This is a genomic window from Massilia putida (assembly GCF_001941825.1).
GTDB classification, from domain to species: Bacteria; Pseudomonadota; Gammaproteobacteria; order Burkholderiales; family Burkholderiaceae_D; genus Telluria; species Telluria putida.
This window is the reverse complement of record NZ_CP019038.1, coordinates 4,623,748-4,645,672: the sequence shown is the minus strand read 5'-3', so window position 1 is coordinate 4,645,672 and position 21,925 is coordinate 4,623,748. Positions and strand designations below refer to the sequence as shown.

Genomic DNA, 21,925 nt, shown 5'->3' with positions numbered 1-21,925 from the left:
CGACATTTCCCCGAGGACGACCGTGACCCTGCTGAATTTTTCCCAACCGGCGCTCGACGACGCCACCATCGCCGCCATGACGGACACGATGCGCACCGGCTGGATCGCCAGCGGCCCGCGCGTGCTGGAATTCGAACGCGCGCTGTCGGCATCGTTCGGCGGCCGTCCGACGCGCACCCTCACGTCGGCGACGGGCGCGATGGAACTGGCGCTGCTGGCGTGCGGCATAGGCCCCGGCGACGAAGTGATCACGTCCACGCAAAGCTTCTTTTCGACGATGAACATGATCGTCAAGGTCGGCGCCCGCCCCGTCTTCGTCGACTGCGACCTCGTCACGCGCGCCATCGATCTCGACCAGGCGGCCGCCGCCATCACGCCGCGCACGAAGGCGATCGTGCCCACGCACTTCCCCGGCGCCCTGGGCGACATGGATGCGCTGTATGCGCTGGCGCGCCGCCACGGCCTGCGCGTGATCGAGGACGCGGCCCTCGTCCAGGGCTCGACCTGGCACGGGCAGCCGGTCGGCGGCTTCGGCGACATCGCCACGTTCTCCTTCCACCCCAACAAGAACATGACGACGATCGAGGGCGGCGCCATCGTCGTGCCGGACGACGCCACCGCGCGGCGCATCGAGGTGCTGCGCTTCCACGGCATCGAGCGCCTGGCGGACGACACGCGCGACGTGGCCACCGCCAGCGGCAAATACAATATGTCGGACGTGTCGGCCGCGATCGGCCTCGCGCAACTGGCGCAGCTGCCGGGCTTCCTGGCGCAGCGCCAGCGCCTGGCCGACCGTTATTTCGAGGTATTCCCGGACATTGACGGCGCCGTGCTGCCGCCGCGCGGCGTGGCCGGCCAGAGCTGGAACATGTTCTGCGTGCTGCTGCCGTACGAACGCCTCGGCACGACGCGGCAAGCGTTCCGCGCGGCGCTGCGCGAACGCGGCATCGCGACGGGCCTGTCGTACGAACCGTCGCACCTGACGACGCTGGGCCGCAACCTCGGCTGGCGCGAAGGCCAGTTCCCGAACGCGGAGCGGATCGGCCGCGAGACCGTCACGATCCCCCTGCACTGCGGCATGATCGATGCCGACGTCGACCGCGTGTGCGCGGCCATCGCCGGCGTGCTCCGCTGAGACTCAGGCAGCCTTCAGCACGGGCCGCGCGGCCTTGCGCGGAAAGCGCAGGTGATAGCGCAGGCCCGCGCCCGGGCTGCTCTCCACGCGCAGCGAGCCGCCCAGCACATTGGTCGCGAGGTTGTACAGGATGTGCCCACCGAGGCCGCTGCCGCCGCTGCCGCGCTTCGTCGTGAAGAACGGGTCGAACAACTTGGCCAGCGTCTCCGCATCCATGCCCGCGCCGTCGTCGCCGTAATCGAAGACGACGTGGTCGCCGTCGAGCGCCGCGTGGATCGTGATGTGGCCGCTCTGGTCGCGCTCGAAGCCGTGCATCAGCGAGTTGACCACCATATTCGTGACGATCTGCGACACGGCGCCGGGAAAGCTCTCCAGCAGCAGGTCTTTCGGGCAGTCGATCGCGATTTCGATCGGCCGGCCCTTCAGTTTCGGCTGCAGCGACAGCAGCACTTCGTTCAGGTAGGTGCCGAGATTAAAGCCGCGGATTTCGTCCGACGACTGGTCCACCGCCACCTGCTTGAAACTGCGCACGAGGGCCGCGGCGCGCTGCGTGTTCGTCGTCATGATGCGCAGCGACTGGTCGACGATGTCGAAGAACGCTTCCAGGCTGTCTTCCGTCATCTCCCCGGCCGCCAGCTCTTCGCGCGTGAGCTTGAGCTCCTGCACGAGGTGGCTCGTGGCCGTCACGCAGATGCCCAGCGGCGTATTGATCTCGTGCGCGACGCCGGCCACCATCTGGCCCAGCGACGCGAGCTTTTCCTTGCGCACCAGTTCCGACTGCGCTTCCTGCAACTGGTGCAGCGCCTGTTCGAGGGCGGCGTTTTGTTGTTCCAGGCGTTCTTTCGCCTTGCGGATGGCGCGGTCGGCCTGCATGCGCGCGATGGCGACCGCCACGTGGCTGGAAATGAAGGCCAGCAGGTCCAGGTCGGCCTTCGTGTAGACGACGGTCGGGTCGTAGCTCTGCACGACCAGCACGCCGTACGCCTTGTCGTGCACGAGCATCGGCGCGCCGATCCAGCTGGCGATGTCCGTGTTCCCCAGCGGGTGTTTCACCTTGCCGGCCGCGTGCAGGCGCGCGAAGCTGCCGGCGTCGTGGAGCTGCGCCTGCTTGGTCTGCAGCACGTACGACACCATCCCCATCCCGAACGGGAAGCGTTGATGGGGCGCTTGGCTGTCCTTTTCGTCGGCAAAGTACGGGATGCTGATCTCGCCCGTGTCCGGGTGCGTGAGCGCGATGATGAAGTTCTTGGCCATCATCAGCTCGCCGATGATGTTGTGCAGGCTCGCGGCCAATACATCCGTCTCGAGCGCGGTCGCGGAGAGATCCGCGATCTGGTACAGCGCGTGCTGCACCTGCTCCGCGCGGCGGCGCTCGCTCACCTCGCGCGCGAGCAGCAGCGTGCGCTCCTGCACGGCGCGCTCGAGGCGGTCCATGCTCTGCAGGCCTTGCAGCGCGTTCGACACGTGGTTGGCGATCAGCGCGAACAGCGCCTGGTCTTCCGCGCTGTACGTATGTTCCGGCAGATAACTCTGGATGACGATGGCGCCCAGGACGTCGTGCTGCTGGTCGAGCAGCGGACAGCCCATCCAGTGCTCGGCGATGCTGCCCGTGCCCCAGACGGCACCGTTTTCGCGCGCGCGCATCTCGTCGCCCGTCACGGCGAGGGGCCGCTTGTTGAGCATGACCCAGGCCGTCGGCGATTCGTCGGGCGACGCGAGCGTCACGCGCGTGTCGGGGCTTGGTCCCTCGTCGGACGTATCGACGAAATAGACGAAGCGGACCGTGTTGTCTTCGCGTTCGGCCAACGTGACGTAGAAATTCTCCGCATACATGATGCGGCCCAGCGCGCGGTGGACGGCGCCGATGAATTCGGTGATGTCGGTACAACTGGCGGACAGGTGCCCGATGTCGAGCAACATGGCCTGGACCGCTTCCAGGCGGGCGAGACGGTCTTCCATCGATTCCCCTTAGCGAACGAAAATTGCGTTCGGGAAATCTTATCAGCTCAGGCTGAGCTTGCGGGGATTGTGTCGTGGAAAAACACAGCCAGCACCATCAATTACGTCGCTCCCGCGAAGGCGGGCATCCATGCTGAGCTTCCGGAGTTGGTCTACCAGGCACACTGCGGGACTTCCGAGATACCGAATTCTGTTGCTCAGTATGGGGGACAACCCTCAGCGCGGCGCCCGGAAACCGTTCTCGATCCAGGCCGATGCCGACGTCGGCGACAGCTTGAAATCCGGAGCGACGCGCACCTGCGCCACCCGCTCGCCCATGTCGTCGAATGCGCTCAGCAAGGCATACGGATTGTCCTCGTCCGGCACGATGTCCAGCGTGACTTTCATCTCGCCATCAAGGGTGGAGACGACGGTGCTCTTGTGCAGCCGCGCATGCAGCTGCTGCTCGTGGCGGCGGATCACTTCGGACGCCGTCTTGACGAGCGTGTGGAAGGCCGGGGTGTCGAGCGGCTTCGGGTTTTTCTTGTCGCGGCCCATGGTCCAGGGGCCGACGAGGGCGGGCTCGGATTCGCCGTCCTTGTACATGGCCACGGCCCAGCCGTCATCGTCCTCGTTCTTGATGACGCGCGCGGTCCAGCCGTTGCCCTGCCACAGACGGGCCTCCTGCACGGGGGCGTCATCGTCGTGGTCGGGGGTTTGATCGTTCATTCTTGCATTCTCGGTGATGCGGGCGTACGCCCAGAAGCAAGATCATAGGCCTTCGCGGCGCACTGGACAAGCGCCGATTCCGTACGGCTAGATGATGCGCAGATCCGGGCGGCGCGGTGGCACGATGGGTGGGCCGGGCGGCGTGCTGCGCGGATCGATGGCCGGCGACGGCGACGGGATGTGGCGGTTGAACGGATTGATGATGATGGGCGGAATCGCCGGCGGTGCCGAGGGCGGATTCTTGTGGCCGGCCGCGTCCTGATTGCGATAGTTCAAAACACATTGCATATGATGCCTCCTGCAACAGAGCAGGCTGTCAGTATAGACCCCGATTCCAGCATTGCAAGGCTTGATTTCCGGCCACTTTTTCCCTTACGCCAACGCGCGGTCGAGCAGTTCCACCCAGTGCTCCACCGGCACGTCCGTCCCCGACTGCAGATGCGTGATGCAGCCGATATTCGCGGACACGATGCGCTCCGGTCCCGTCGCCTGCAGGCGCGCGAGCTTGTCGTCGCGCAGGCGCATCGACACGTCCTTGTGCAGCACCGAATACGTGCCGGCCGAGCCGCAGCACAAATGGCTGTCCGCGCACAGCTGCACGTCGACGCCGGCCGCGCGCAACAGCGCCTCGACCTTGCCGCGGATCTGCTGGCCGTGCTGCAGCGTGCACGGCGGGTGATAGGCCACGCGTTGCGCGTCCTTGCGCACGACCAGCCTCGCACGCAAGCGCTCTTCGAATTGCGGCAGCACTTCGCTGACGTCCTTGGCCGCGGCCGACACGCGCGCCGCCTTGGCCGCGTACGCCGGGTCGTCGGCCAGCGCATGACCATACTCCTTGATCATCGCGCCGCAGCCGGACGCGTTGATCAGGATGGTATCGATGCCCTGCTCGAGATACGGCCACCACGCGTCGATATTGCGCCGCATGTCGGCACGCCCGCCGTCCGCATCGTTCATGTGCCAGCGGATGGCGCCGCAGCACCCCGCCCGGCTGGCCGCGACCAGTTGCACGCCGACGGCATCGAACACGCGCGCCGTCGCGGCATTGATGTTGGGCGACATCGACGGTTGCACGCAGCCTTCCAAAAACAGCATCTTGCGCGCGTGCTGCGTGCGCGGCCAGACGCCTGCGCTCTGCCGCGCCGGCACCTTGTCCTTCAATGCCCGCGGCAGCAGCGGGCGCACCATCTGCCCCGTCTTCATGGCGGGGGCGAACAACCATTTACGGGGCAGCGTTTCCTTGAGCAGCGTGCGCAGCATGCGCTGGCCCGCGGGGCGGGCCACCTGCCGCTCGACCACGCGCCGGCCGATATCGGCCAGCCGTCCGTACTGCACGCCGGACGGGCAGGTCGATTCGCAGTTGCGGCACGTGAGGCAGTGGTCCAGGTGGGCCTGCGTCTTGCCGGTGGCGGGACGGCCTTCGAGCACCTGCTTGATCAGGTAGATGCGGCCGCGTGGCCCTTCCAGCTCGTCGCCGGACAGTTGATAGGTCGGGCAGGTCGCGGTGCAGAAGCCGCAATGGACGCATTTGCGCAGAATCGCGTCGGCCTCGTCGCCGTCGCGCGTGCCCCGGATGAAATCGGCGAGATTGGTTTGCACTTTAAAAATCCTTGTACATGCGGCCGCGGTTGAAGACGCCGGCCGGGTCGAATGCATTCTTGAGTTGTCGGTGGATCGCGAGGACGGCGGGCGCCAGCGGCTGGAACACGCCGGCGTGGCGGTCGTCGCCGCGGAACAGCGTCGCGTGGCCGCCAACCTTGCTTGCGGCCGCGCGGATCGTGGCCGCATCGGCACGAGTCCTGAGCCAGCGTTGCGCGCCGCCCCATTCGATCAGCTGGGTGCCGGGCAGAGGCAGCGGCGGCGCGACCGTCGGCAGAGACAGGCGCCACAGGCTGCCCGCCTCCGTGAAGAAGGCGCCTTCGTGTTCGCGCAGTGCACGCCACCAGGCGTCCGCATCGTCCAGCAGCTCGCCGCCGATGCGACGACGCGCCGCGTCGACGGCCGACCGCGCACCGGACAGGCGCACCGTCAGCACGTCGTCGTGCCAGCTGGAGGCCGACACGGGCAACGGCTGCCCGCCCCATTCGTTCAGCCGGCGCAGCGCCTCGTCTTCGTTCATCCGCAGCTGCACCGTGCATTCGGCGACAGGCTTCGGCAACACCTTCAGCGACACCTCGGCGATCAGGCCGAACACGCCGAGCGAGCCGGCCAAGAGGCGCGACACGTCATAGCCGGCCACGTTCTTCATCACCTTGCCGCCGAAGTGCAGCACCTGGCCTTGTCCGTCCAACAGCACGGCGCCGAGCACGAAGTCGCGCACGCCGCCGGCCGCCTGGCGGCGCGGTCCGGCCAGTCCGGCGGCCACCGTGCCGCCGATCGTGGCGAATGGCCCGAAGTGCGGCGGCTCGAACGCGAGCATCTGGCCGTGCTGCGCCAGGTGGGCCTCGATCTCGGCCAGCGGCGTGCCGCAGCGGGCGCTGATCACGAGTTCCGTCGGCTCGTAGTCCGTGATGCCGCGATAGGCCGTCGTGTCGAGCATCGCGCCCTGCACGTCCTGTCCGTACCAGTCCTTGGTGCCGCCGCCGCGGATGCGCAATGGCGTGCGGGTGGCGGTGGCGTGGCCGATCCGGTCGGCGAATTCTTGTAGCGTCGTATCCATCGTCAAAAGCGCGGCAGGTTGGAAAATGGCGTCTGCCCGCGATGCACGTGCATGCGGCCATACTCGGCGCAGCGGTGCAAGGTCGGGATCGCCTTGTCGGGATTGAGAATGCCGGCCGGATCGAAAGCGCGTTTGACGGCCAGGAACGCATCCAGCTCGGCGCGCGAGAACTGCACGCACATCGAATTGATCTTCTCGATGCCGACGCCGTGTTCGCCCGTGATCGTGCCGCCGACTTCCACGCACAGCTCTAGGATGTCGGCACCGAACAGCTCCGCGCGGTGGAATTCGCCCGGCACGTTCGCATCGAACATGATCAAGGGGTGCAGGTTGCCGTCGCCGGCGTGGAACACGTTCGCGCAGCGCAGGCCGTATTTCTGTTCCATGGCCTCGATGCGCTGCAGCACGTGGGCGAGATGCTTGCGCGGGATCGTGCCGTCCATGCAGTAATAGTCCGGCGAGATGCGGCCGACGGCCGGGAAGGCGTTCTTGCGGCCGGACCAGAAGCGCAGGCGCTCCGCCTCGTCCTGCGACACGGCCAGCGCCGTCGCGCCGCAGCGGCTGAGCACTTCGCTCATGCGCGCGATCTCTTCGTCGACTTCCTCGGGGATGCCGTCCGACTCGCACAGCAGGACCGCGGCGGCCTGCGTGTCGTAACCCGCATGCACGAATTCCTCGGCGACCTGCGACGACAGCCGGTCCATCATTTCCAGCCCGGCCGGGATGATGCCGGCCGCGATCACGCTGGCGACGGCGTCGCCGGCCTTGACGATATCGTCGAACGACGCCATCACGACGCGCGCCACGCGCGGCTTTGGCACCAGCTTGACCGTCACCTCGGTCACGACGCCGAGCATGCCTTCCGATCCGATCGCGACCGCCAGCAGGTCGAGGCCGGGGGCGTCCAGCGCCTCGCTGCCCAGCTCGATGATCTCGCCATCCGTCGTCACCATCCGCACGCGCAGCACGTTGTGCACGGTCAGGCCGTATTTCAGGCAGTGCACGCCGCCCGAATTCTCGGCGACGTTGCCGCCGATGGTGCATGCGATCTGCGACGAGGGATCGGGCGCGTAGTACAACCCGTGCGGCGCGGCCGCTTCCGAGATCGCGAGATTGCGTACGCCGGGCTGCACGACGGCCGTGCGGGCATACGGATCGAGCTTGACGATCCGGTTCAGGCGCGCCGTCGACAGCACGACGCCCCCGGCGATCGGCATGGCGCCGCCGGACAGGCCGGTGCCGGCGCCGCGCGGCACGATCGGCAGTTGCAACTGGCGGCAGACCGCGATGGCCGCGACGATCTGCGCCTCGTTCTCCGGCAGCAGCACGATCATCGGCATCTGGCGGTAGGCGGCCAGGCCGTCGCATTCATAGGCGCGCGTCTGCTCGGCGTCGAAGAGCACGCAGCGGTCGGGCAGCACGGCCAGCAGCGCGGCCAGCACCGGGGCCGCGGCCTCGCGCTGGCTGACGGCCCGGGTTTCGGAAGAGACGGAAGCGTTCATCGGGTCACCATCGACGTGAACGGCCACACATACGCCTGTAGCATGACCAGGACACCGACCAGCGCGGCCAGTGCGAACGAGTGGAAGAACACGAAGCGCAGGATGTCGCCTTCGTGGTTGACCCAGCGCGTGGCGGTGGACGCGACGACGATCGACTGCGCATCGATCATCTTGCCCATCACGCCGCCGGAACTGTTCGCCGCGCCCATCAGGTTCGGCGCGAGGCCGAGCTGCTGCGCGGCCACTTTCTGCATGCCGCCGAACAGGACGTTCGAGGCGGTGTCGGAACCGGTCATCGCCACGCCGAGCCAGCCCATGAGGGTGCCGAAGAACGGATACAGCACGCCGGTGTTGGCGAAGGCGAGACCCAGCGTCGTGTCGGTGCCGGAATAGCGCGTGAGCGTACCCAGCGCCAGCATCAGCACGATGGTCAGCAGAGAGTACCGTACGAGCCACAGGGTGCGGAAGAACGTGCGCACGATCGCACCTAGGCTGTAGTGCATGAACAGCGCGCCGGCGATGGCCGACAGCAGGATCCCGGTGCCTGTCGCCGACAACAGGTTGAACACGTAGACGGCCGCTTCCGGCACGGCCTTCGGCACCACCGGGGGCACGCGCATGATCTGGTTGTGCAGGCCGCCCATCGGGAATTTGGGCGCGAACACGCTATTGAAATATTCCTTCACCGGCGGCAGGCCCCAGATGAAGACGAACACCGTGAGAATGATCCACGGCGTCCACGCGCGCACGAGTTCCGCCCGCGAATACCGCAGGGTGCTTTCCGCCTGCCCGGATGCGCCCTCCGCCTCGCGGCCCTTCAGGCTGGCCGACGTCCACACGGTCTTCGGCTGCCACACGCGCAGGAACAGCACCAGCGACGCCATCGACACGAGGGCGGCGATGATGTCCACCAGTTCCGGCCCGATGAAATTCGACACGAGGTATTGCGGGATCGCGAACGACAGGCCGGTCACGAGGATCGCGGGCCAGATGTCCCACATCGCCTTGCGGCCGGCGAATGCCCAGATCAGCCAGAACGGCACCAACAGGGAAAAGAACGGCAGCTGGCGGCCGATCATGGCTGTCACTTCCATCAGGTCGTAGCCGTGCACCTTGGCCAGCGTGATCACGGGCGTACCGAGCGCACCGAACGCCACCGGCGCCGTGTTCGCGATGAGCGACAGCCCGGACGCGGCCAGCGGCGAAAAGCCGAGCCCGATCAGGATGCCGGCCGTGACCGCGACCGGCGTGCCGAAGCCGGCGGCGCCCTCGAAGAACGCGCCGAAGCAGAACGCGATCAGCAGCAGCTGCAGGCGGCGGTCGTTCGTGATGCCGGACAGCGACGCCTGCAGCACCTTGAAGCTGCCGTTCTGTTCGCACAGCTGCTGCAGGAAGATGATGTTCAGGACGATCCAGCCGATGGGCAGCAGGCCCGTGAAGCCGCCGAACAGCGCGGCCTTGCCTGCCATGACGGCGGGCATGTGGTAGCCGAACACGGAGACCAGCAATGCCGCGCCCAGGCCGAGCGCGGCCGCGATATGCGCCTTGATGTGGAAAAACCCGAGCGCGGCCAGCATCACCACGACGGGTACGGCCGCTAGCAGGGTCGATATTGCCATGTTGCCGAATGGATCGTAAATCTGTTGCCAAACCATGTGTGTCTCCTCGGATGTTTATAGAATTTAGTGGGGCTTCAATGTGACGTCTATTGGCATGACGTTCTTTTGTCAGGGTTGTCCCCGCTCGCGCAGCAGATCGGCCAGGCTGCGCGGCGCGGGCTTGAGGGGGGTGCGGTACTTGGTCCAGCCGAGCTGGTCCGCCGGCGTCAAACCGCGCAACCGCGTGGCCGTCCAGCGGAACAGGCGGTAAACCCCGGGCCGGGCGAACGCGCCGCGCCAGAAGCGCCAGACGAGGCGTTCACCGCGGCTGTATTTGGCGCCCTGCCCGCGCAGTGGATGTTCGACCTCGGCATCGGGGTCGCGGTTCGCCTCGGTGCGCAGGCGCACCAGCAGCTGCGGGATCGGGATGCGCACGGGACACACGTCGCCGCATGCGCCGCACAGGCTCGACGCGGTCGCGAGGTCGGCCGTCGATTCGAGGCCCAGCAGGTGCGGCGACAGGATCGCGCCGATCGGCCCGGGATACGTCGTGCCGTACGCGTGGCCGCCGATACGGCCGTAGACGGGGCAATGGTTCATGCACGCGCCGCAGCGGATGCATTGCAGTGTCGACCGCAGCTCCTCGTCCGCATACGCCTGCGTGCGGCCGTTGTCGAGCAGGACGAGATGCAGTTCGCGCGGCCCGTCCAGTTCGCCCGCGTGGCGCGGCCCCGAGATCAGGTTGAAATAGGTCGTGATGGGCTGCCCGGTCGCGGAACGCGTCAGCAGGCTCGTGAGCGGCACGATGTGCTCCAGCTTTTCCACGACCTTTTCGATGCCCATGATGGCGATGTGCACGTCCGGCACGGTGGTCGACAGGCGGCCGTTGCCCTCGTTCTCGACGAGCCACAAGGTGCCCGTGTCGGCGGCGGCGAAGTTCACGCCCGACAGGCCGATGTCGGCCTCGACGAAGGCGTTGCGCAGCGTGAGTCTTCCGGTCTGGATCAGCTGGTCGACGTCTTCCGTGTACGCCGTCCCCGGGATGTGCTTGGCGAACAGCGTGCCGATGTCGGCGCGGGTCTTGTGAATCGCCGGCATCACGATGTGCGACGGCTTTTCGCCGGCCAGCTGGACGATGTATTCGCCCATGTCGGATTCGACGCAGGCGAAGCCGCGCTGCTCGAGATAGTGGTTGAGCTCGATCTCCTCGCTCGCCATCGACTTGCCCTTGACGATGCGCCGCGCGCCGCGCGCCGTCGCGATGCCGTGGATGATCGCATTCGCTTCCTCGGGCGTGGCGGCCCAGTGGACCGTGGCGCCGGCGGCCGTCAGCTTCGTTTCCAGTTGTTCCAGCAACGCCGGCAGTTTCACGAGCGCGTTCTTGCGCACGGCTTCGCCGAGGTCGCGCAGGCGCTGGAGCTCGTCCTCGTCGCCGAACTGGCCGCGGCGCTTGCCCTGCAGAAAGGTCATCGCGCCGCGAAAACTCTGGCGCAGTTGCGGATCGTCCAGCGCCGCGCGGCTGCGCGCGTGGAAATCCTGCGGCGCCACGAACTGCAATGGGGACGTCGTCATGCGGGTTCCTTGACGTTGAGTGACTCTGTGACGATCACGACCCACGTCCAGCGCGGACCGTGCGCGCCGAACGCCAGGGTCTGCTGGATGTCGGACGTCTTCGATGGTCCGGTCGCCAGCACGAGGTTGGTGGGCATGCCGTCCTGCCAGCGCTCCGCGTGCAGCGCCTGGTGCAGGTCGGCGTGCAGCGTGTGCGCATGGACGAGCGCGATGTGCAGCGGCGGCACCAGCGACACGGTGCGCGGGGACGCGGCGTCCGGCGCGAGCACCAGCGTGCCGGTGGCGGCGATGCCGGAACGCGCGACCGTGAAGCCGGCATCGACGGTGCCGAACAGTTCTTCCTTCCAATCTTCCAGCGGCCGGTCGAACGCCACTGCCTCGATACTGGCCGGCAGCGCGGCGCGCAACGCCCGGCCTTCCGGAGTCACGGCGTCGACGACGATCCGCGATACGCCCGCATCCAACAGGCGCCGGGCCACCTGCGCGGGCCATTCGCCGGCACGGGCGCACCAGGCCTGCGCGCGCACGGCTTCGAGAGCGGCCTGCATGCGCTGCGCCAGGACAGCCGGCGCGGCCGGCGGGTCCGCGCGGCGCGCGTCGAAATGGGCATCGATGCGGCGTTCGAGATCGAGGATGCCGGCGGCCTGCGGATGGGCGGCGCGCAGGCGTTGCAAGATGCTGTCGCGCGCGCTCATGCCTGTTCTCCCATCCGGCGCAAGAGGAAGCTGGCCAGGTGCTCGACGGCGAGCGGGGCGCCCTGATGCTGCGCCGCGTGCCCGATATTGAGCAGGCACGCGCAGTCGGCCGACACGACGCGGCGGCATCCGGTCGCGCGCACGGATGCGATCTTGTCCTTGACCATGGCGCCGGAAATGTCCGCGTGCTTGATCGAGAACGAGCCGCCGAAGCCGCAGCATTCCGATTCGCGCTCGTGCTCCACGCGCGTCACGCCGGGCAGCGCGTCGAGCAGCGCGACGCCGTGGGCCCGCGTGCCCATCTCGCGTCGCGCGGAGCAGGAGGTGTGCAGGACGACGTCCTCGGGCAGCGCGGGCGCCCCGGCGAGCATCTTCCACTCCAGGACGTGCAACAGGAAGGCGCCGAATTCATACACGCGCCCGGCCACGGCCTGCGCCCGGGCGGCAACGGCCGGATCGTCGCGGAACAGCTCCGGCCAATGCTTGCGCATCATGCCGGCGCACGAGCCGGAGGGGACGATGATGGGCCAGGGTTCGGGAAACAGGTCCAGCTGGGCGTGCGCGACGGCCCGCGCCTCGTCCGGATTGCCGCTGCTCCACGCGGGCTGGCCGCAGCAGCTCTGCCCGCGCGGATAGTGGACGGTGACGCCGGCCGCTTCCAGCACGCGCACGGCGTCGAGCCCGGCCTGCGGCATGAACAGGTCGATCACACAGGTGCCGAACAGATACACGTTGCGGGTCATGCATTGCCTCCAGAGTTCGTTGTCTTTTTCTTTTGGTCGACAGATATTTCCAGTATTCTGTATGCATGACAAACTGGTTGGGCCAGAGAAGGAGAAGCACGTGGTCACATGGAGCAGGCAGCCCGGGGGGCGGGTCAACTCGGTCACACGCAAGCTGGAAGAGGCCTTGCTCGATGGCAGTTTTCCGGCGAACTCGAAGCTGCCGTCGGAGCGCGAACTGGCGGAGCGTTATGCGGTGTCGCGCAACACGGTGCGCGAAGCGATCCAGCAGCTGGGGGCGCGCGGGCTCGTGCACATCCGGCCGCGCAGCGGGGTCTTCGTGTCGGACCAGTTGCGCACGGGCGCGGCGTCGCCGTGGGGTCAGCTCATTGCCGACAGCCCGGCGCGGCGCGAAGACATCCTGGAATTCCGGCGGGTGCTGGAAGGCGCCACCGCCTACTTCGCCGCCTTGCGCGGCACGGACGAGGATCTCGAGCGCATCCGCGGCGTGATGGCGCGGCTCGACCAGGCGCGGCGGGAGGGCAACCACGCCGGCGAATCACGCATCGACGTCGAGCTGCACGAGGCGATCGCCCAGGCTTCGCGCAACAGCATGTTCCTGCACCTGCACAGCAGCATCACGAAGATGATGCGCGAGCACATCATCCGCAACGTCGACGGCTTGCGCGAGCTGAACCAGTCGGTGTCGGAAATCCTGTCGCTGCAGCACCGCACGATCTGCGACGCGATCTGCGCCCGCCGGCCCGAAGAAGCACGCACGGCGATGCAGACGCACATCGATTACGTGCGCAGCCGGTTCGATGCCGAAGAGGAGTAGCGGACACTGGTTGGGCCAGCACCGTTCGTCGCCACAAGCAACCCTCCGGCCCTCGAATTGTGCAGCCTGTCGCAGTCCGATGGGCCCCGTCGGGACGTACAGATACAGTACGACCATGCCGACAACGACATGACCCGATCAACGATCCCAAAGGACCCATCATGAAAAAGACCGCCGCCATCATCATCCTGTTCCTGTTCGCCCTGCTCGTCTGGAACGTCTTCACGTTCGGCGACAGCGTCGTCAGCATCGGCGACGACGATTTCGGCGGCCCGCTGGGCGCCGTGCTGGCGACGGTCTTCGCGGGCGGCGGCATGCTGCTGGCCGGCGTGATCATGCTGTTCGTGGGCGCCGTGCTCGCGGTGGTGTTCGCCGGCGTGGGCATCCTGTGCATCGGCGGCCTGGCCGTGGGCGCCTGCGTGCTCGCCCTCATGATCTCGCCGCTGCTGCTGCCGCTGCTGGTGCCCCTCGCGATCGTGTGGTTCTTCGTGAGCCGCTCGCGCAAGCAGCGCATCATGCAGCAGGCGGTTTAAATCCCTTCGACCAGCCGCATCGCGAACACGATCGGCAGCCCGGCCGCGATGACCTTGCGCGCGGCCGCGCCGTGATCGTACGGCACCCGGAAATACTGGATCTCGCGGGCCGCATCGTCGAACACCGCATAGCACGCCGCGTTGTTCTGGTCGCGCGGCTGGCCCACGGCGCCGGGCAGCACGAGATACTGGTGCTGCGGCTGCAGCGCGATGGATTCTCCCGCCGCCGGCACGTGCCGCCCCATGCGGCCATCGTCGGCGCGGCGGTACAGCGCCGGTGCATGCACGTGGCCGGAAAACACGATGCGGCTGCCGCTGGCGCGGATGCTGCGCTCGGCCGCGCCGAGGTCCGTGACGTATTCCCACTGCTCGGGCGCGTACGCGCTGGCATGCACGAAACAGGCGTTGCCGTGTTGTTGCGTGAGGGGCAGCGCGGCCAGGAAGGCCAGTTGATCGGCACCCAGCTGGCCGCCGGTCCAGGCGATGACCTCGCGCGCCTCCGCGTGCATCTGCGGGCGCAGCGGCCGCGTGACCGCGTAGTCGTGGTTGCCTTGCACCGCCACGGCGCCGCGCGCCACGTAGTCCATCACCGTGCGCACGACCCAGGCCGGATCGGCGCCGTAGCCGACGAAGTCGCCCGTGAACGCGTACTGGTCGACGTGCTGGCGCTGCGCGTGCGCGAGGCAGGCCTCGACGGCTTCGCGGTTCGCGTGCAGGTCGGTCAGCAGGGCGAGGCGCATGTTCGGTTCCGGGATTCGACGGCGCAAAGGGCGCGTATCACCGCGTGGGCGGCGCACGCGGTGCGGTTATTCATCGGCAGCGTATGCAGCCGCCCACCCTACGCGCGCTCCTTGGCGTATTGCTCGTAGCCGCGCGCGCGCAGCTCGCAGGCGGGGCACTTGCCGCAGCCGTGGCCCCAGGCGTGCGGCGCGCCCCGTTCGCCCAGATAGCAGGTGTGGGTCTCGAAGCGGATCAGGTCGACGAGCGCCTCGCCGCCGCACTGCTCCGCCAGCTGCCACGTCTGCTTCTTGTCGATCCACATCAGCGGCGTCTCGACTTTCAGGCGCGTGGCCATGCCCAGGTTCAGCGCGACCTGCAGCGCCTTCATCGTGTCGTCGCGGCAATCCGGGTAGCCGGAGAAATCGGTCTCGCACATGCCCCCCACGAGCACGGTCAGGCCGCGGCGGTACGCGACCGTCGCCGCCACCGTCATGAACAGCAGGTTGCGGCCGGGGACGAAGGTGTTCGGCAAGCCGTTGGCCTGCATCGCGATCTCGACGTTGCTGGTGAGCGCCGTGTCGGAAATGCGCGCGATCAGCGACAGGTCGATCAGGTGATCCTCGCCCAGGCGCTGGTCCCACGTGGCGGACAGCGCGCGCATCTTCGCGAGCACGGGCGCGCGCACGTCCAGCTCGATCGCGTGGCGCTGGCCGTAGTCGAAACCGATGGTCTCGACCCGCTCGTAGCGTTGCAGCGCCCAGGCCAGGCAGGTGGTGGAATCTTGGCCGCCGCTGAACAGGACGAGCGCGGTATCGGGGTTGTGCATGTTGAATTTCCTGAGGTAATTAGCGGGCCGAGTCGTCCGCCACCACATTTGACAATCAGTTAAGATGTGGCCGCATATGACGAATGGAGCGACATGATTTCCGCACGACCCGACCCATGCACGGCGACGGTGCCGGCGCGATCACGAATTTTGGCACAAATCGTGCTGGCCGTGAACGCGCTATGCCTCGCTCCGGTCGCGGCCGCGCAGGAACAGCCGGTGCCGCCGCCTCCGGAAGCGCCGTCCCGCGCCATCGACTACGACGTCCGCATCGACGCCCCGCGCCACCTGCGCGAGCTGCTGGAGCATAACCTCGACCTGATGCGCTGGCGCGGCAACGCGCGCCTCGACCGCGAACAACTGCTGCGCCTCGTGCGCGCGGCGCCCGAGCAGATCAAGACCCTGATCGCCACCGAGGGCTACTACAGCCCGACGGTGTCCGCCGACCTCGACACGTCGGGCAGCAAGCCGCTGGTGCTCATCGACGTCGCGCCGGGCGATCCCGTCATCGTGGGCGACGTCGACATCGAACTGCGCGGCTTCGTCCCGTTCGACAAGGGCAGCGCCCCGATCGACGCGGCCGCGCTGCGCAACCGCTGGACCCTGCCCGTCGGCGCGCGCTTCCGCACCGCCGACTGGGAGGCGGCCAAGCGCGGCCTCGTGCGCCAGGTGGCGCAGACGCGCTTCCCGCGCGCGCAGCTGCTCGACTCCAGCGCCACCGTCGATCCGGACACGCACCGCGCCCTGCTCAAGGTCGTCGTCGACAGCGGTCCGGACGCGCACTTCGGCGGCCTCGAGATCCAGGGTTTGAAACGCTATCCGGCCAGCGTGATCACGAACCTGAACACGATCCGTCCCGGCGACGAATACAACGAGGCCGCGCTGCAGGCGCTGCAGGGCCGCCTGCAGGACACCGGCTACTTCGCCAGCGTGGAAGTGAGCGCCGACATGGCGTCCGTGGTCGCGTCGCAGGTAGCGGGCCTCAAGGAAAACGAGGGCGCGACACAGCAGCCGCCGGCGCCGCCCGCGACGTTGCCCGTACTTGTGCGCGTCACGGAGAACAAGCGCAAGAACGTGGCGCTCGGTCTCGGTTACTCGACCAACACCGGCGCCCGCGCGCAGGCCGAGTACGACGACCTGAGCGTGTTCGGCAAGCGCATGAAGAGCAATGTGCTGTACGAGCAAAAGCACCAGGCCGCGAAGGCCGAGTTCTATCTGCCGACGACGACGGGCGGCTACAACAACAGTTTCGGCGCCGGCTACGACCGCCTCGACGCCAACGGCCAGATCACGCGCACGACGAGCGTCCACGCCAAGCGCGCGTGGGGCTCGCCGCTGCTGGAAAAGACGCTGACCCTGGAAGCGCTGACCGAACAGGTGACCATCGACGAGCTGCCGACGACGCGCGTGAAAAGCGTGCCGCTGACGTTCTCGATCACGAAGCGCCACCTGGACAGCCTCGTGCAGCCGTCGCGCGGCTACATCGTCAACGCGCAGATCGGCGGCGCCTTCCTGCCCGTGCTGACGGACGAGAAATTCGTGCGCCTGTACACGCGCGCCCTCGGCTACAAACCCATCGGCGACGCCGGCACCCTGATCGTGCGCGGCGAATTCGGCGCCGTCGGCTCGAAGGACAAGGGCGGCGTGCCGTCGACGTTCCTGTTCCGCGCCGGCGGCGACCAGTCCGTGCGCGGCTACGGTTACCAGCAGCTGGGCGTGCCGGTCGGTTCCGCCATCACGGGCGGCCGCTACCTGCTCACCGGCAGCGCCGAATACGATTACTGGTTCAAGCCGCCGTGGGGCGCGGCCGTGTTCTACGACGTCGGCAATGCGGGCGACAATTTCCACGACCTGAAACCGAAGGTCGGCTACGGCGTCGGCGCGCGCTGGCGCAGCCCCGTCGGACCGATCAACGTCGACGTCGCGTACGGCAAGGCGGTGCATAAAGTCCGCCTGCACTTCTCACTGGGATTCACGTTCTGATGGAAGCCGACAAGCAAACGCCGGAAACCCCGACACCAGTGCGCCGCCGCTGGCCGCGCCGCGTCGGCATCGGCGTGGTCGTCGTCGGCGTCGTGCTGGGCGGCGCCGTCTGGTATCTGGGCCGCGAGACCACCCTGCAGATGATCGCGCAGCGCGTCGCGGGCGCGAGCGGGGGGAAATTGGCGCTGTCCGGCGTCACGGGATCGCTGTACGGCCACATGCACATCGGCCACGTCGTGTTCCGCACCGAGACGTCCGTGACGACGGCCGACGACATCGACATCGACTGGAAGCCCTGGCAATACCTGTCGCGCGGCGTCGAGATCGACAAGCTCCATGCGCGCGTGCTGCGCGTGGAGGCGCTCAAGAAATCGGAGGAGCCGACCACGATGCCCACGCGCCTCGCGCCGCCGTTCAAGGTGGCCGTGGAGGACGCGCGCCTGGCGAAAGCCATCTTCGTGAACAAGGGCGCGGCGACGGAAATCGACGACATCCGCGCGCGCCTGCACGGCGACAAGGCGCAGTGGCAGCTCGACTACGCGTCCGCCAATACGCCGTGGGGCCAGGTGGCGGCCAAGGGCAGCATTGCCAACACGCTGCCGTATAAGCTCGATGCGGACGCGAGCCTGACGCCATCGCAGCCGGCGGCACCGGCGCAGACCGCCACGCCGCCGAGCCTCGGCGCGCAGCTGAAACTGCATGCGGGCGGCGACCTGCAAAAAACCGTCGTCGACGCCGTCGGCCAGGCCGCGCGCGCGCAGGGCAAGGCGCAGATCGTCATGTCGCCGTTCGCGGACATCCCGCTGCAAACCTTTACGCTCGATGCGCACGACATCGACCCGGGCTTCTTCAGCCCTTCCCTGCCGAGCGCCGACCTGAACCTGGCGGTATCGGTGCGCCTGGACCCGAACCGCAACATCGCCGGCACCGTCGACCTGACGAACGACGGCGCCGTCGGCACGCTCGACCAGCAACGCCTGCCGCTGCGCGCGATGCGCGGCCAGCTAGGCGGCAACCTCTCGGCCATGCGCATCACCGACGTGCTGATCGACGTGGGCGCCGCCGGCCGCTTCACGGGCAACGGCAGCGTGCAGCGCGGTCCGGACGAAAAGGGGCTCGGCACGGCGGAATTCGCGCTGCACACGGACCGCTTCGACCTGCACCAGGTGCACGGCAGCATGAAGCCGACGAAGATCGCCGGCGATGTCAAGGTCGCGAACACGAAGGACACGCAGACGCTGGACGTCAACCTGGCGGACGCCGGCCTGCGCCTCGCCGCGCAGGCCGCGCTGGCCGACAATGTGCTGACCGTGCGCGACGCGCGCCTGTTCGCGGGCAAGAGCAGCGTGCGCGCGACGGGCAGCGCAAGCCTCAAGGACCACAAGCCGTTCAAGGCGAACGCTGTCGTCGGCCGCTTCAACCCGGCCGATTTCGGCGCGTTCCCCAAGGCCGACATCAATGCCGAGATCAACGCGGCCGGCGCGCTGGCGCCGCAGTGGAACGTCGCGGCCGATTTCGCCGTGCATCCGAGCCGGCTGTTCGATCAGCCGCTGTCCGGCCACGGCAAGCTCGATGCGGACGCCACGCACGTGCACGACGTCGATGCCACCCTGGCGCTGGGCCAGAACACCGTCGACCTGCGCGGCGCGTTCGGCAAGCCGGGCGAGCAGCTCGCGTGGAAGGTCGACGGCAAACAGCTGTCCGCCCTGCGCGGCGACCTGTATGGCGCCGTGCTCGCGAGCGGCGTCGTCACCGGCACGATGCAGGCGCCGCGCACGACGTTCGACGTCGATGCGCGCAACCTCGGCTGGGTGCCGCGCGAACGGAAAAATGACAACGGGTCCGTGCACGCGAGCGGCGAAGCGTGGCTGGCCGGCAGCCCCGGCGCGCGCGTCGTCGAGGTCAAGGCGCAAGGCGACATGCAGCGCCTGAACCCCGCCGCCTTCGGCTCGCCGCTGGCCGGCAGCATCAACGGCGGTTTTACGGCGAGCGGCCGCACGGGCGCGAACATGGGGGGCGCCGTCGACCTGGCGCTGCAGGATTCCACCTTGTCGAAATCGCCGCTGTGGGGCCATGCGAAGCTCGCCGCCGATAAACGCCGCGTGTCGAATGCGGACGTCGACCTGCACCTGGGCGGCAACGTCGTCGCCGCCAGCGGCGCGTTCGGCAGCGGGCGCGATACGCTGAACTGGCGCATCGACGCGCCGCAACTGGCGGCGCTCGGCCCGGACTTCGGCGGCGCGCTGCGCGGGTCCGGCACGCTGTCCGGCACGATGGACACGCCATCGCTGACGGCAAGCGTCCAAGGCCAGAACATCCGCGCGATGGGCACGCAGTCGGTGCGTGCTTTGACGGCCACCGCGAATCTCGGCTCGGGCCGCGGCGCCGCCGATCCGATCGCGCTGGACGTGTCGGTCACGGATTACGCGAGCACGGCGACCGACAAGCAGGGCAACGTCAGCGAAACGAAGATCGCCTCGGCGCGCCTGACGTCGACGGGCACGCGCGGCGCGCACACGATTCTAGCTGCCGCGCGCGGCGACACGTTCGACGCCGCGCTGGCCGTGCACGGCGGCTTGAGCGGCAATGCGTGGAACGGCACGGTCGATTCGTTGAAAAACAGCGGCCGCTACGCCATGACCTTGGCCGCGCCGACGCCGCTGCACATCGCGGGCGCGCCCGGCTCGGGCCTCGCGGGGCTCATGAAACCGGAGCAGATCGCGTTCAACGGCGCGACGATCCGGCTGCCGGCCGGTTCCGTCACGATCGACTCGCTGGCCAAGATCGGGCCGCGCTGGAACACGCGCGGCAGCGCCAGCGGCGTGCCGGTCAGCTATCTCGCGCAGTCGTCGGACGCCATGCGCCAGAACGTGCGCGGCGACCTGACCCTCGGCGCGCAATGGGCCATCGATCTGCGTGCGCCCAGCGCGCCCGGCGCCGTGCCCCAGCTGGCCGGCAACGTGCACGTGTTCCGCGAAAAGGGAGACTTGATCGCGGGCGACATCACGCCGATCGCGCTGGGCCTGCGCCAGCTCGACCTGCGCGCGGACGTCGCCGGCGGCGCGCTGCGCACGCAGCTCGCCGTGGACGGCGCGCGCGTCGGCAACGCCCGCGTGGACGCCACCGCCCAGCTGCTGCAAGGCCGCGTCGACAACGACAGCCCGCTCAAGCTGGCGTCCAGCGCGAACCTCGCATCGCTCGCGTGGGTGTCGCCGCTGCTCGGCCAGCCGGGCCTGGAAGTGGACGGCGCGCTGCGCCTCGCCATCAACGGCACGGGCACCGTCGGCGCACCGCTACTTTCCGGCAGCATCGACGGCGACGGCCTCGCCGTGCGCTGGCCGGACCAGGGCGTCCGCCTGCGCAACGGCCAGCTGCGCGCCCTGCTCGCCGGCGACCAGTTGCAATTGCAGCGCCTGACCCTGGAAGGCAACAGCGGGCGCGCGACCGCGGACGGCTTCGTCCGGTTTGCCGGCGGGGAGGCGACGATGAATCTGAAACTGGTCGCGGACAAGCTGGAAGCCCTGTCGCGCCCCGACCGCACGGTTGTCCTGAGCGGCCAGGCCAGCGTCGTGCGCGACGCGCGCCAGTTCCGGGTCGATGGCAATTTCAAGGCCGACCGCGCGCTCGTCGAACTGGCGCCGCAAGACCGGCCCACGATCTCGGACGACGTGATCGTGCTGGGCCGCGGCACGGCGGCGCCGACGACGGCGAAGAAGCAGGCGGCGGTGCCGCTGACGATCGACCTGACAGCCGACCTGGGCGATGACTTCCACCTGCGCGGCATGGGCGCCGACGCCTACCTGGCCGGCAGCGTCCACCTGCTGAAAGTGGGCGACCGGCCGCCGCGCATCAACGGCACCGTGAGCACCGCCAGCGGCACGTATGCCGCGTACGGCCAGCGCCTCACGATCGAGCGCGGCGTGATCACGTTCAGCGGCCCGTACGACAATCCGTCGCTGGACATCCTCGCGGTGCGCAAGCGTCCCGACGGCGATCAGCTGAGCGAGACCAATGTCGAAGCGGGCGTGCAGGTGCGCGGCACGGCGCTGTCGCCGACGGCGAAACTCGTGTCGACGCCGAACGTGTCCGACAGCGACAAGCTGTCCTGGCTCGTGCTGGGCCACGGCATGGAAGCGACGACGGGCAACGAGGCCGACGTGCTGAGCGCCGCCGCCGGCGCCCTGCTGGGCGGCAAAGGCGGCACGGGCGGTATCACAAGCAAGCTGGCGAACTCGCTGGGCCTGGACGAACTGGGCGTGCGCCAGGGCGCGGGCCAGGCGTCGGGACTGGAAAACACGGTGGTCACGGTCGGCAAGCGCATCTCGTCGCGCCTGTACCTGAGCTTCGAACAGGGCGCCGCGACCGCATCGAGCGTCGTGCGGGTGCGCTACAAGATCAACCCGCGCATCACGCTGCAGCTGCAGACCGGCACGAATACGGCGCTGGACGTGCTGTACTCCTGGGCATTTGATTGA

17 protein-coding genes are annotated in these 21,925 nt (G+C 68.3%); 5 read left to right on the top strand and 12 right to left on the bottom strand.

Annotated features, from left to right (window positions below; genetic code table 11):
- Window positions 1-28 precede the first annotated feature (28 nt).
- Window positions 29-1,135 (top strand): DegT/DnrJ/EryC1/StrS family aminotransferase, encoded by a 1,107-nt coding sequence (locus tag BVG12_RS22845; RefSeq protein WP_083685790.1) that lies wholly within the window; start codon window positions 29-31, stop codon window positions 1,133-1,135.
- A 3-nt stretch (window positions 1,136-1,138) separates the two neighbouring features.
- Here the strand turns inward: BVG12_RS22845 and BVG12_RS22840 are convergent, their stop codons facing one another.
- The 10 genes from BVG12_RS22840 to BVG12_RS22795 all read right to left on the bottom strand — a co-directional run bounded on the left by BVG12_RS22840 (window position 1,139) and on the right by BVG12_RS22795 (window position 12,571).
- Window positions 1,139-3,094: a GAF domain-containing sensor histidine kinase gene (locus BVG12_RS22840; RefSeq protein WP_075794402.1), complete on the bottom strand. Its 1,956-nt coding sequence runs from the start codon at window positions 3,092-3,094 to the stop codon at window positions 1,139-1,141.
- Window positions 3,095-3,310: 216 nt separating this feature from the next.
- On the bottom strand, window positions 3,311-3,802 hold the full coding sequence (locus BVG12_RS22835; protein ID WP_075794401.1) for a hypothetical protein: 492 nt from the start codon (window positions 3,800-3,802) through the stop codon (window positions 3,311-3,313).
- Between the two features lie 87 nt (window positions 3,803-3,889).
- Window positions 3,890-4,090, bottom strand: coding sequence for a hypothetical protein (locus tag BVG12_RS22830; RefSeq protein ID WP_156895717.1), 201 nt, complete (start codon window positions 4,088-4,090; stop codon window positions 3,890-3,892).
- A gap of 84 nt (window positions 4,091-4,174) precedes the next feature.
- Entirely contained in the window at window positions 4,175-5,401 is a 1,227-nt protein-coding gene (gene glcF / locus BVG12_RS22825) for a glycolate oxidase subunit GlcF (RefSeq protein WP_075794399.1), read from the bottom strand.
- 1 nt (window position 5,402) lies between these two features.
- Complete coding sequence (gene glcE / locus BVG12_RS22820; RefSeq protein ID WP_075794398.1) at window positions 5,403-6,461, bottom strand: glycolate oxidase subunit GlcE; 1,059 nt, start codon at window positions 6,459-6,461, stop codon at window positions 5,403-5,405.
- Window positions 6,462-6,463: 2 nt separating this feature from the next.
- Window positions 6,464-7,963 carry an FAD-linked oxidase C-terminal domain-containing protein gene (locus BVG12_RS22815; RefSeq protein WP_075794397.1) on the bottom strand — a complete coding sequence of 500 codons (1,500 nt, stop codon included), beginning with the start codon at window positions 7,961-7,963 and terminating at the stop codon, window positions 6,464-6,466.
- Window positions 7,960-9,618, bottom strand: coding sequence for an L-lactate permease (locus BVG12_RS22810; protein WP_075794396.1), 1,659 nt, complete (start codon window positions 9,616-9,618; stop codon window positions 7,960-7,962). The genes BVG12_RS22815 and BVG12_RS22810 overlap by 4 nt, the downstream gene beginning before the upstream one ends.
- Before the next feature lie 72 nt (window positions 9,619-9,690).
- On the bottom strand, window positions 9,691-11,133 hold the full coding sequence (locus tag BVG12_RS22805; protein ID WP_075794395.1) for a LutB/LldF family L-lactate oxidation iron-sulfur protein: 1,443 nt from the start codon (window positions 11,131-11,133) through the stop codon (window positions 9,691-9,693).
- A complete protein-coding gene (locus BVG12_RS22800) occupies window positions 11,130-11,828 on the bottom strand; it encodes a LutC/YkgG family protein (RefSeq protein WP_075794394.1) in 699 nt (232 codons plus the stop codon). Before BVG12_RS22800 ends, BVG12_RS22805 begins: the two co-directional genes overlap by 4 nt.
- On the bottom strand, window positions 11,825-12,571 hold the full coding sequence (locus tag BVG12_RS22795) for a (Fe-S)-binding protein (protein WP_075794393.1): 747 nt from the start codon (window positions 12,569-12,571) through the stop codon (window positions 11,825-11,827). The genes BVG12_RS22800 and BVG12_RS22795 overlap by 4 nt, the downstream gene beginning before the upstream one ends.
- Window positions 12,572-12,671: 100 nt before the next feature.
- On the opposite strand from BVG12_RS22795, the gene BVG12_RS22790 reads away from it, so the two are divergent.
- Together BVG12_RS22790 and BVG12_RS22785 are read left to right on the top strand one after the other, a co-directional pair.
- Window positions 12,672-13,388, top strand: coding sequence for a FadR/GntR family transcriptional regulator (locus BVG12_RS22790; RefSeq protein WP_075794392.1), 717 nt, complete (start codon window positions 12,672-12,674; stop codon window positions 13,386-13,388).
- A 161-nt stretch (window positions 13,389-13,549) separates the two neighbouring features.
- A complete protein-coding gene (locus tag BVG12_RS22785) occupies window positions 13,550-13,921 on the top strand; it encodes a hypothetical protein (RefSeq protein WP_075794391.1) in 372 nt (123 codons plus the stop codon).
- On the opposite strand, the gene BVG12_RS22780 is transcribed toward BVG12_RS22785, so the two are convergent.
- Window positions 13,918-14,661, bottom strand: coding sequence for a metallophosphoesterase family protein (locus tag BVG12_RS22780; RefSeq protein ID WP_075794390.1), 744 nt, complete (start codon window positions 14,659-14,661; stop codon window positions 13,918-13,920). The two genes, BVG12_RS22785 and BVG12_RS22780, sit on opposite strands and share 4 nt — an antisense overlap.
- 98 nt (window positions 14,662-14,759) lie before the next feature.
- On the bottom strand, window positions 14,760-15,467 hold the full coding sequence (queC, locus tag BVG12_RS22775) for a 7-cyano-7-deazaguanine synthase QueC (RefSeq protein WP_075794389.1): 708 nt from the start codon (window positions 15,465-15,467) through the stop codon (window positions 14,760-14,762).
- Window positions 15,468-15,560: 93 nt separating this feature from the next.
- Here queC and BVG12_RS22770 point away from each other — a divergent pair, with 93 nt between their 5' ends.
- Both BVG12_RS22770 and BVG12_RS22765 read left to right on the top strand, forming a co-directional pair.
- The gene (locus BVG12_RS22770; RefSeq protein WP_083685320.1) at window positions 15,561-17,450 is read left to right on the top strand and encodes an autotransporter assembly complex protein TamA; all 1,890 of its coding nucleotides are present in this window, start codon (window positions 15,561-15,563) and stop codon (window positions 17,448-17,450) included.
- A complete protein-coding gene (locus BVG12_RS22765) occupies window positions 17,450-21,925 on the top strand; it encodes a translocation/assembly module TamB domain-containing protein (protein ID WP_075794387.1) in 4,476 nt (1,491 codons plus the stop codon). The genes BVG12_RS22770 and BVG12_RS22765 overlap by 1 nt, the downstream gene beginning before the upstream one ends.

Excerpts from the sequence above, each read along its gene's own strand:
- BVG12_RS22840 (WP_075794402.1), bottom strand. The coding sequence starts at position 3,094 with ATGGAAGACCGTCTCGCCCGCCTGGAAGCGGTCCAGGCCATGTTGCTC.
- BVG12_RS22835 (WP_075794401.1), bottom strand. The coding sequence starts at position 3,802 with ATGAACGATCAAACCCCCGACCACGACGATGACGCCCCCGTGCAGGAG.
- BVG12_RS22830 (WP_156895717.1), bottom strand. The coding sequence starts at position 4,090 with ATGCAATGTGTTTTGAACTATCGCAATCAGGACGCGGCCGGCCACAAG.
- glcE (WP_075794398.1), bottom strand. The coding sequence starts at position 6,461 with ATGGATACGACGCTACAAGAATTCGCCGACCGGATCGGCCACGCCACC.
- BVG12_RS22815 (WP_075794397.1), bottom strand. The coding sequence starts at position 7,963 with ATGAACGCTTCCGTCTCTTCCGAAACCCGGGCCGTCAGCCAGCGCGAG.
- BVG12_RS22810 (WP_075794396.1), bottom strand. The coding sequence starts at position 9,618 with ATGGTTTGGCAACAGATTTACGATCCATTCGGCAACATGGCAATATCG.
- BVG12_RS22805 (WP_075794395.1), bottom strand. The coding sequence starts at position 11,133 with ATGACGACGTCCCCATTGCAGTTCGTGGCGCCGCAGGATTTCCACGCG.
- BVG12_RS22800 (WP_075794394.1), bottom strand. The coding sequence starts at position 11,828 with ATGAGCGCGCGCGACAGCATCTTGCAACGCCTGCGCGCCGCCCATCCG.
- BVG12_RS22795 (WP_075794393.1), bottom strand. The coding sequence starts at position 12,571 with ATGACCCGCAACGTGTATCTGTTCGGCACCTGTGTGATCGACCTGTTC.
- BVG12_RS22785 (WP_075794391.1), top strand. The coding sequence starts at position 13,550 with ATGAAAAAGACCGCCGCCATCATCATCCTGTTCCTGTTCGCCCTGCTC.
- BVG12_RS22780 (WP_075794390.1), bottom strand. The coding sequence starts at position 14,661 with ATGCGCCTCGCCCTGCTGACCGACCTGCACGCGAACCGCGAAGCCGTC.
- queC (WP_075794389.1), bottom strand. The coding sequence starts at position 15,467 with ATGCACAACCCCGATACCGCGCTCGTCCTGTTCAGCGGCGGCCAAGAT.
- BVG12_RS22770 (WP_083685320.1), top strand. The coding sequence starts at position 15,561 with ATGATTTCCGCACGACCCGACCCATGCACGGCGACGGTGCCGGCGCGA.
- BVG12_RS22765 (WP_075794387.1), top strand. The coding sequence starts at position 17,450 with ATGGAAGCCGACAAGCAAACGCCGGAAACCCCGACACCAGTGCGCCGC.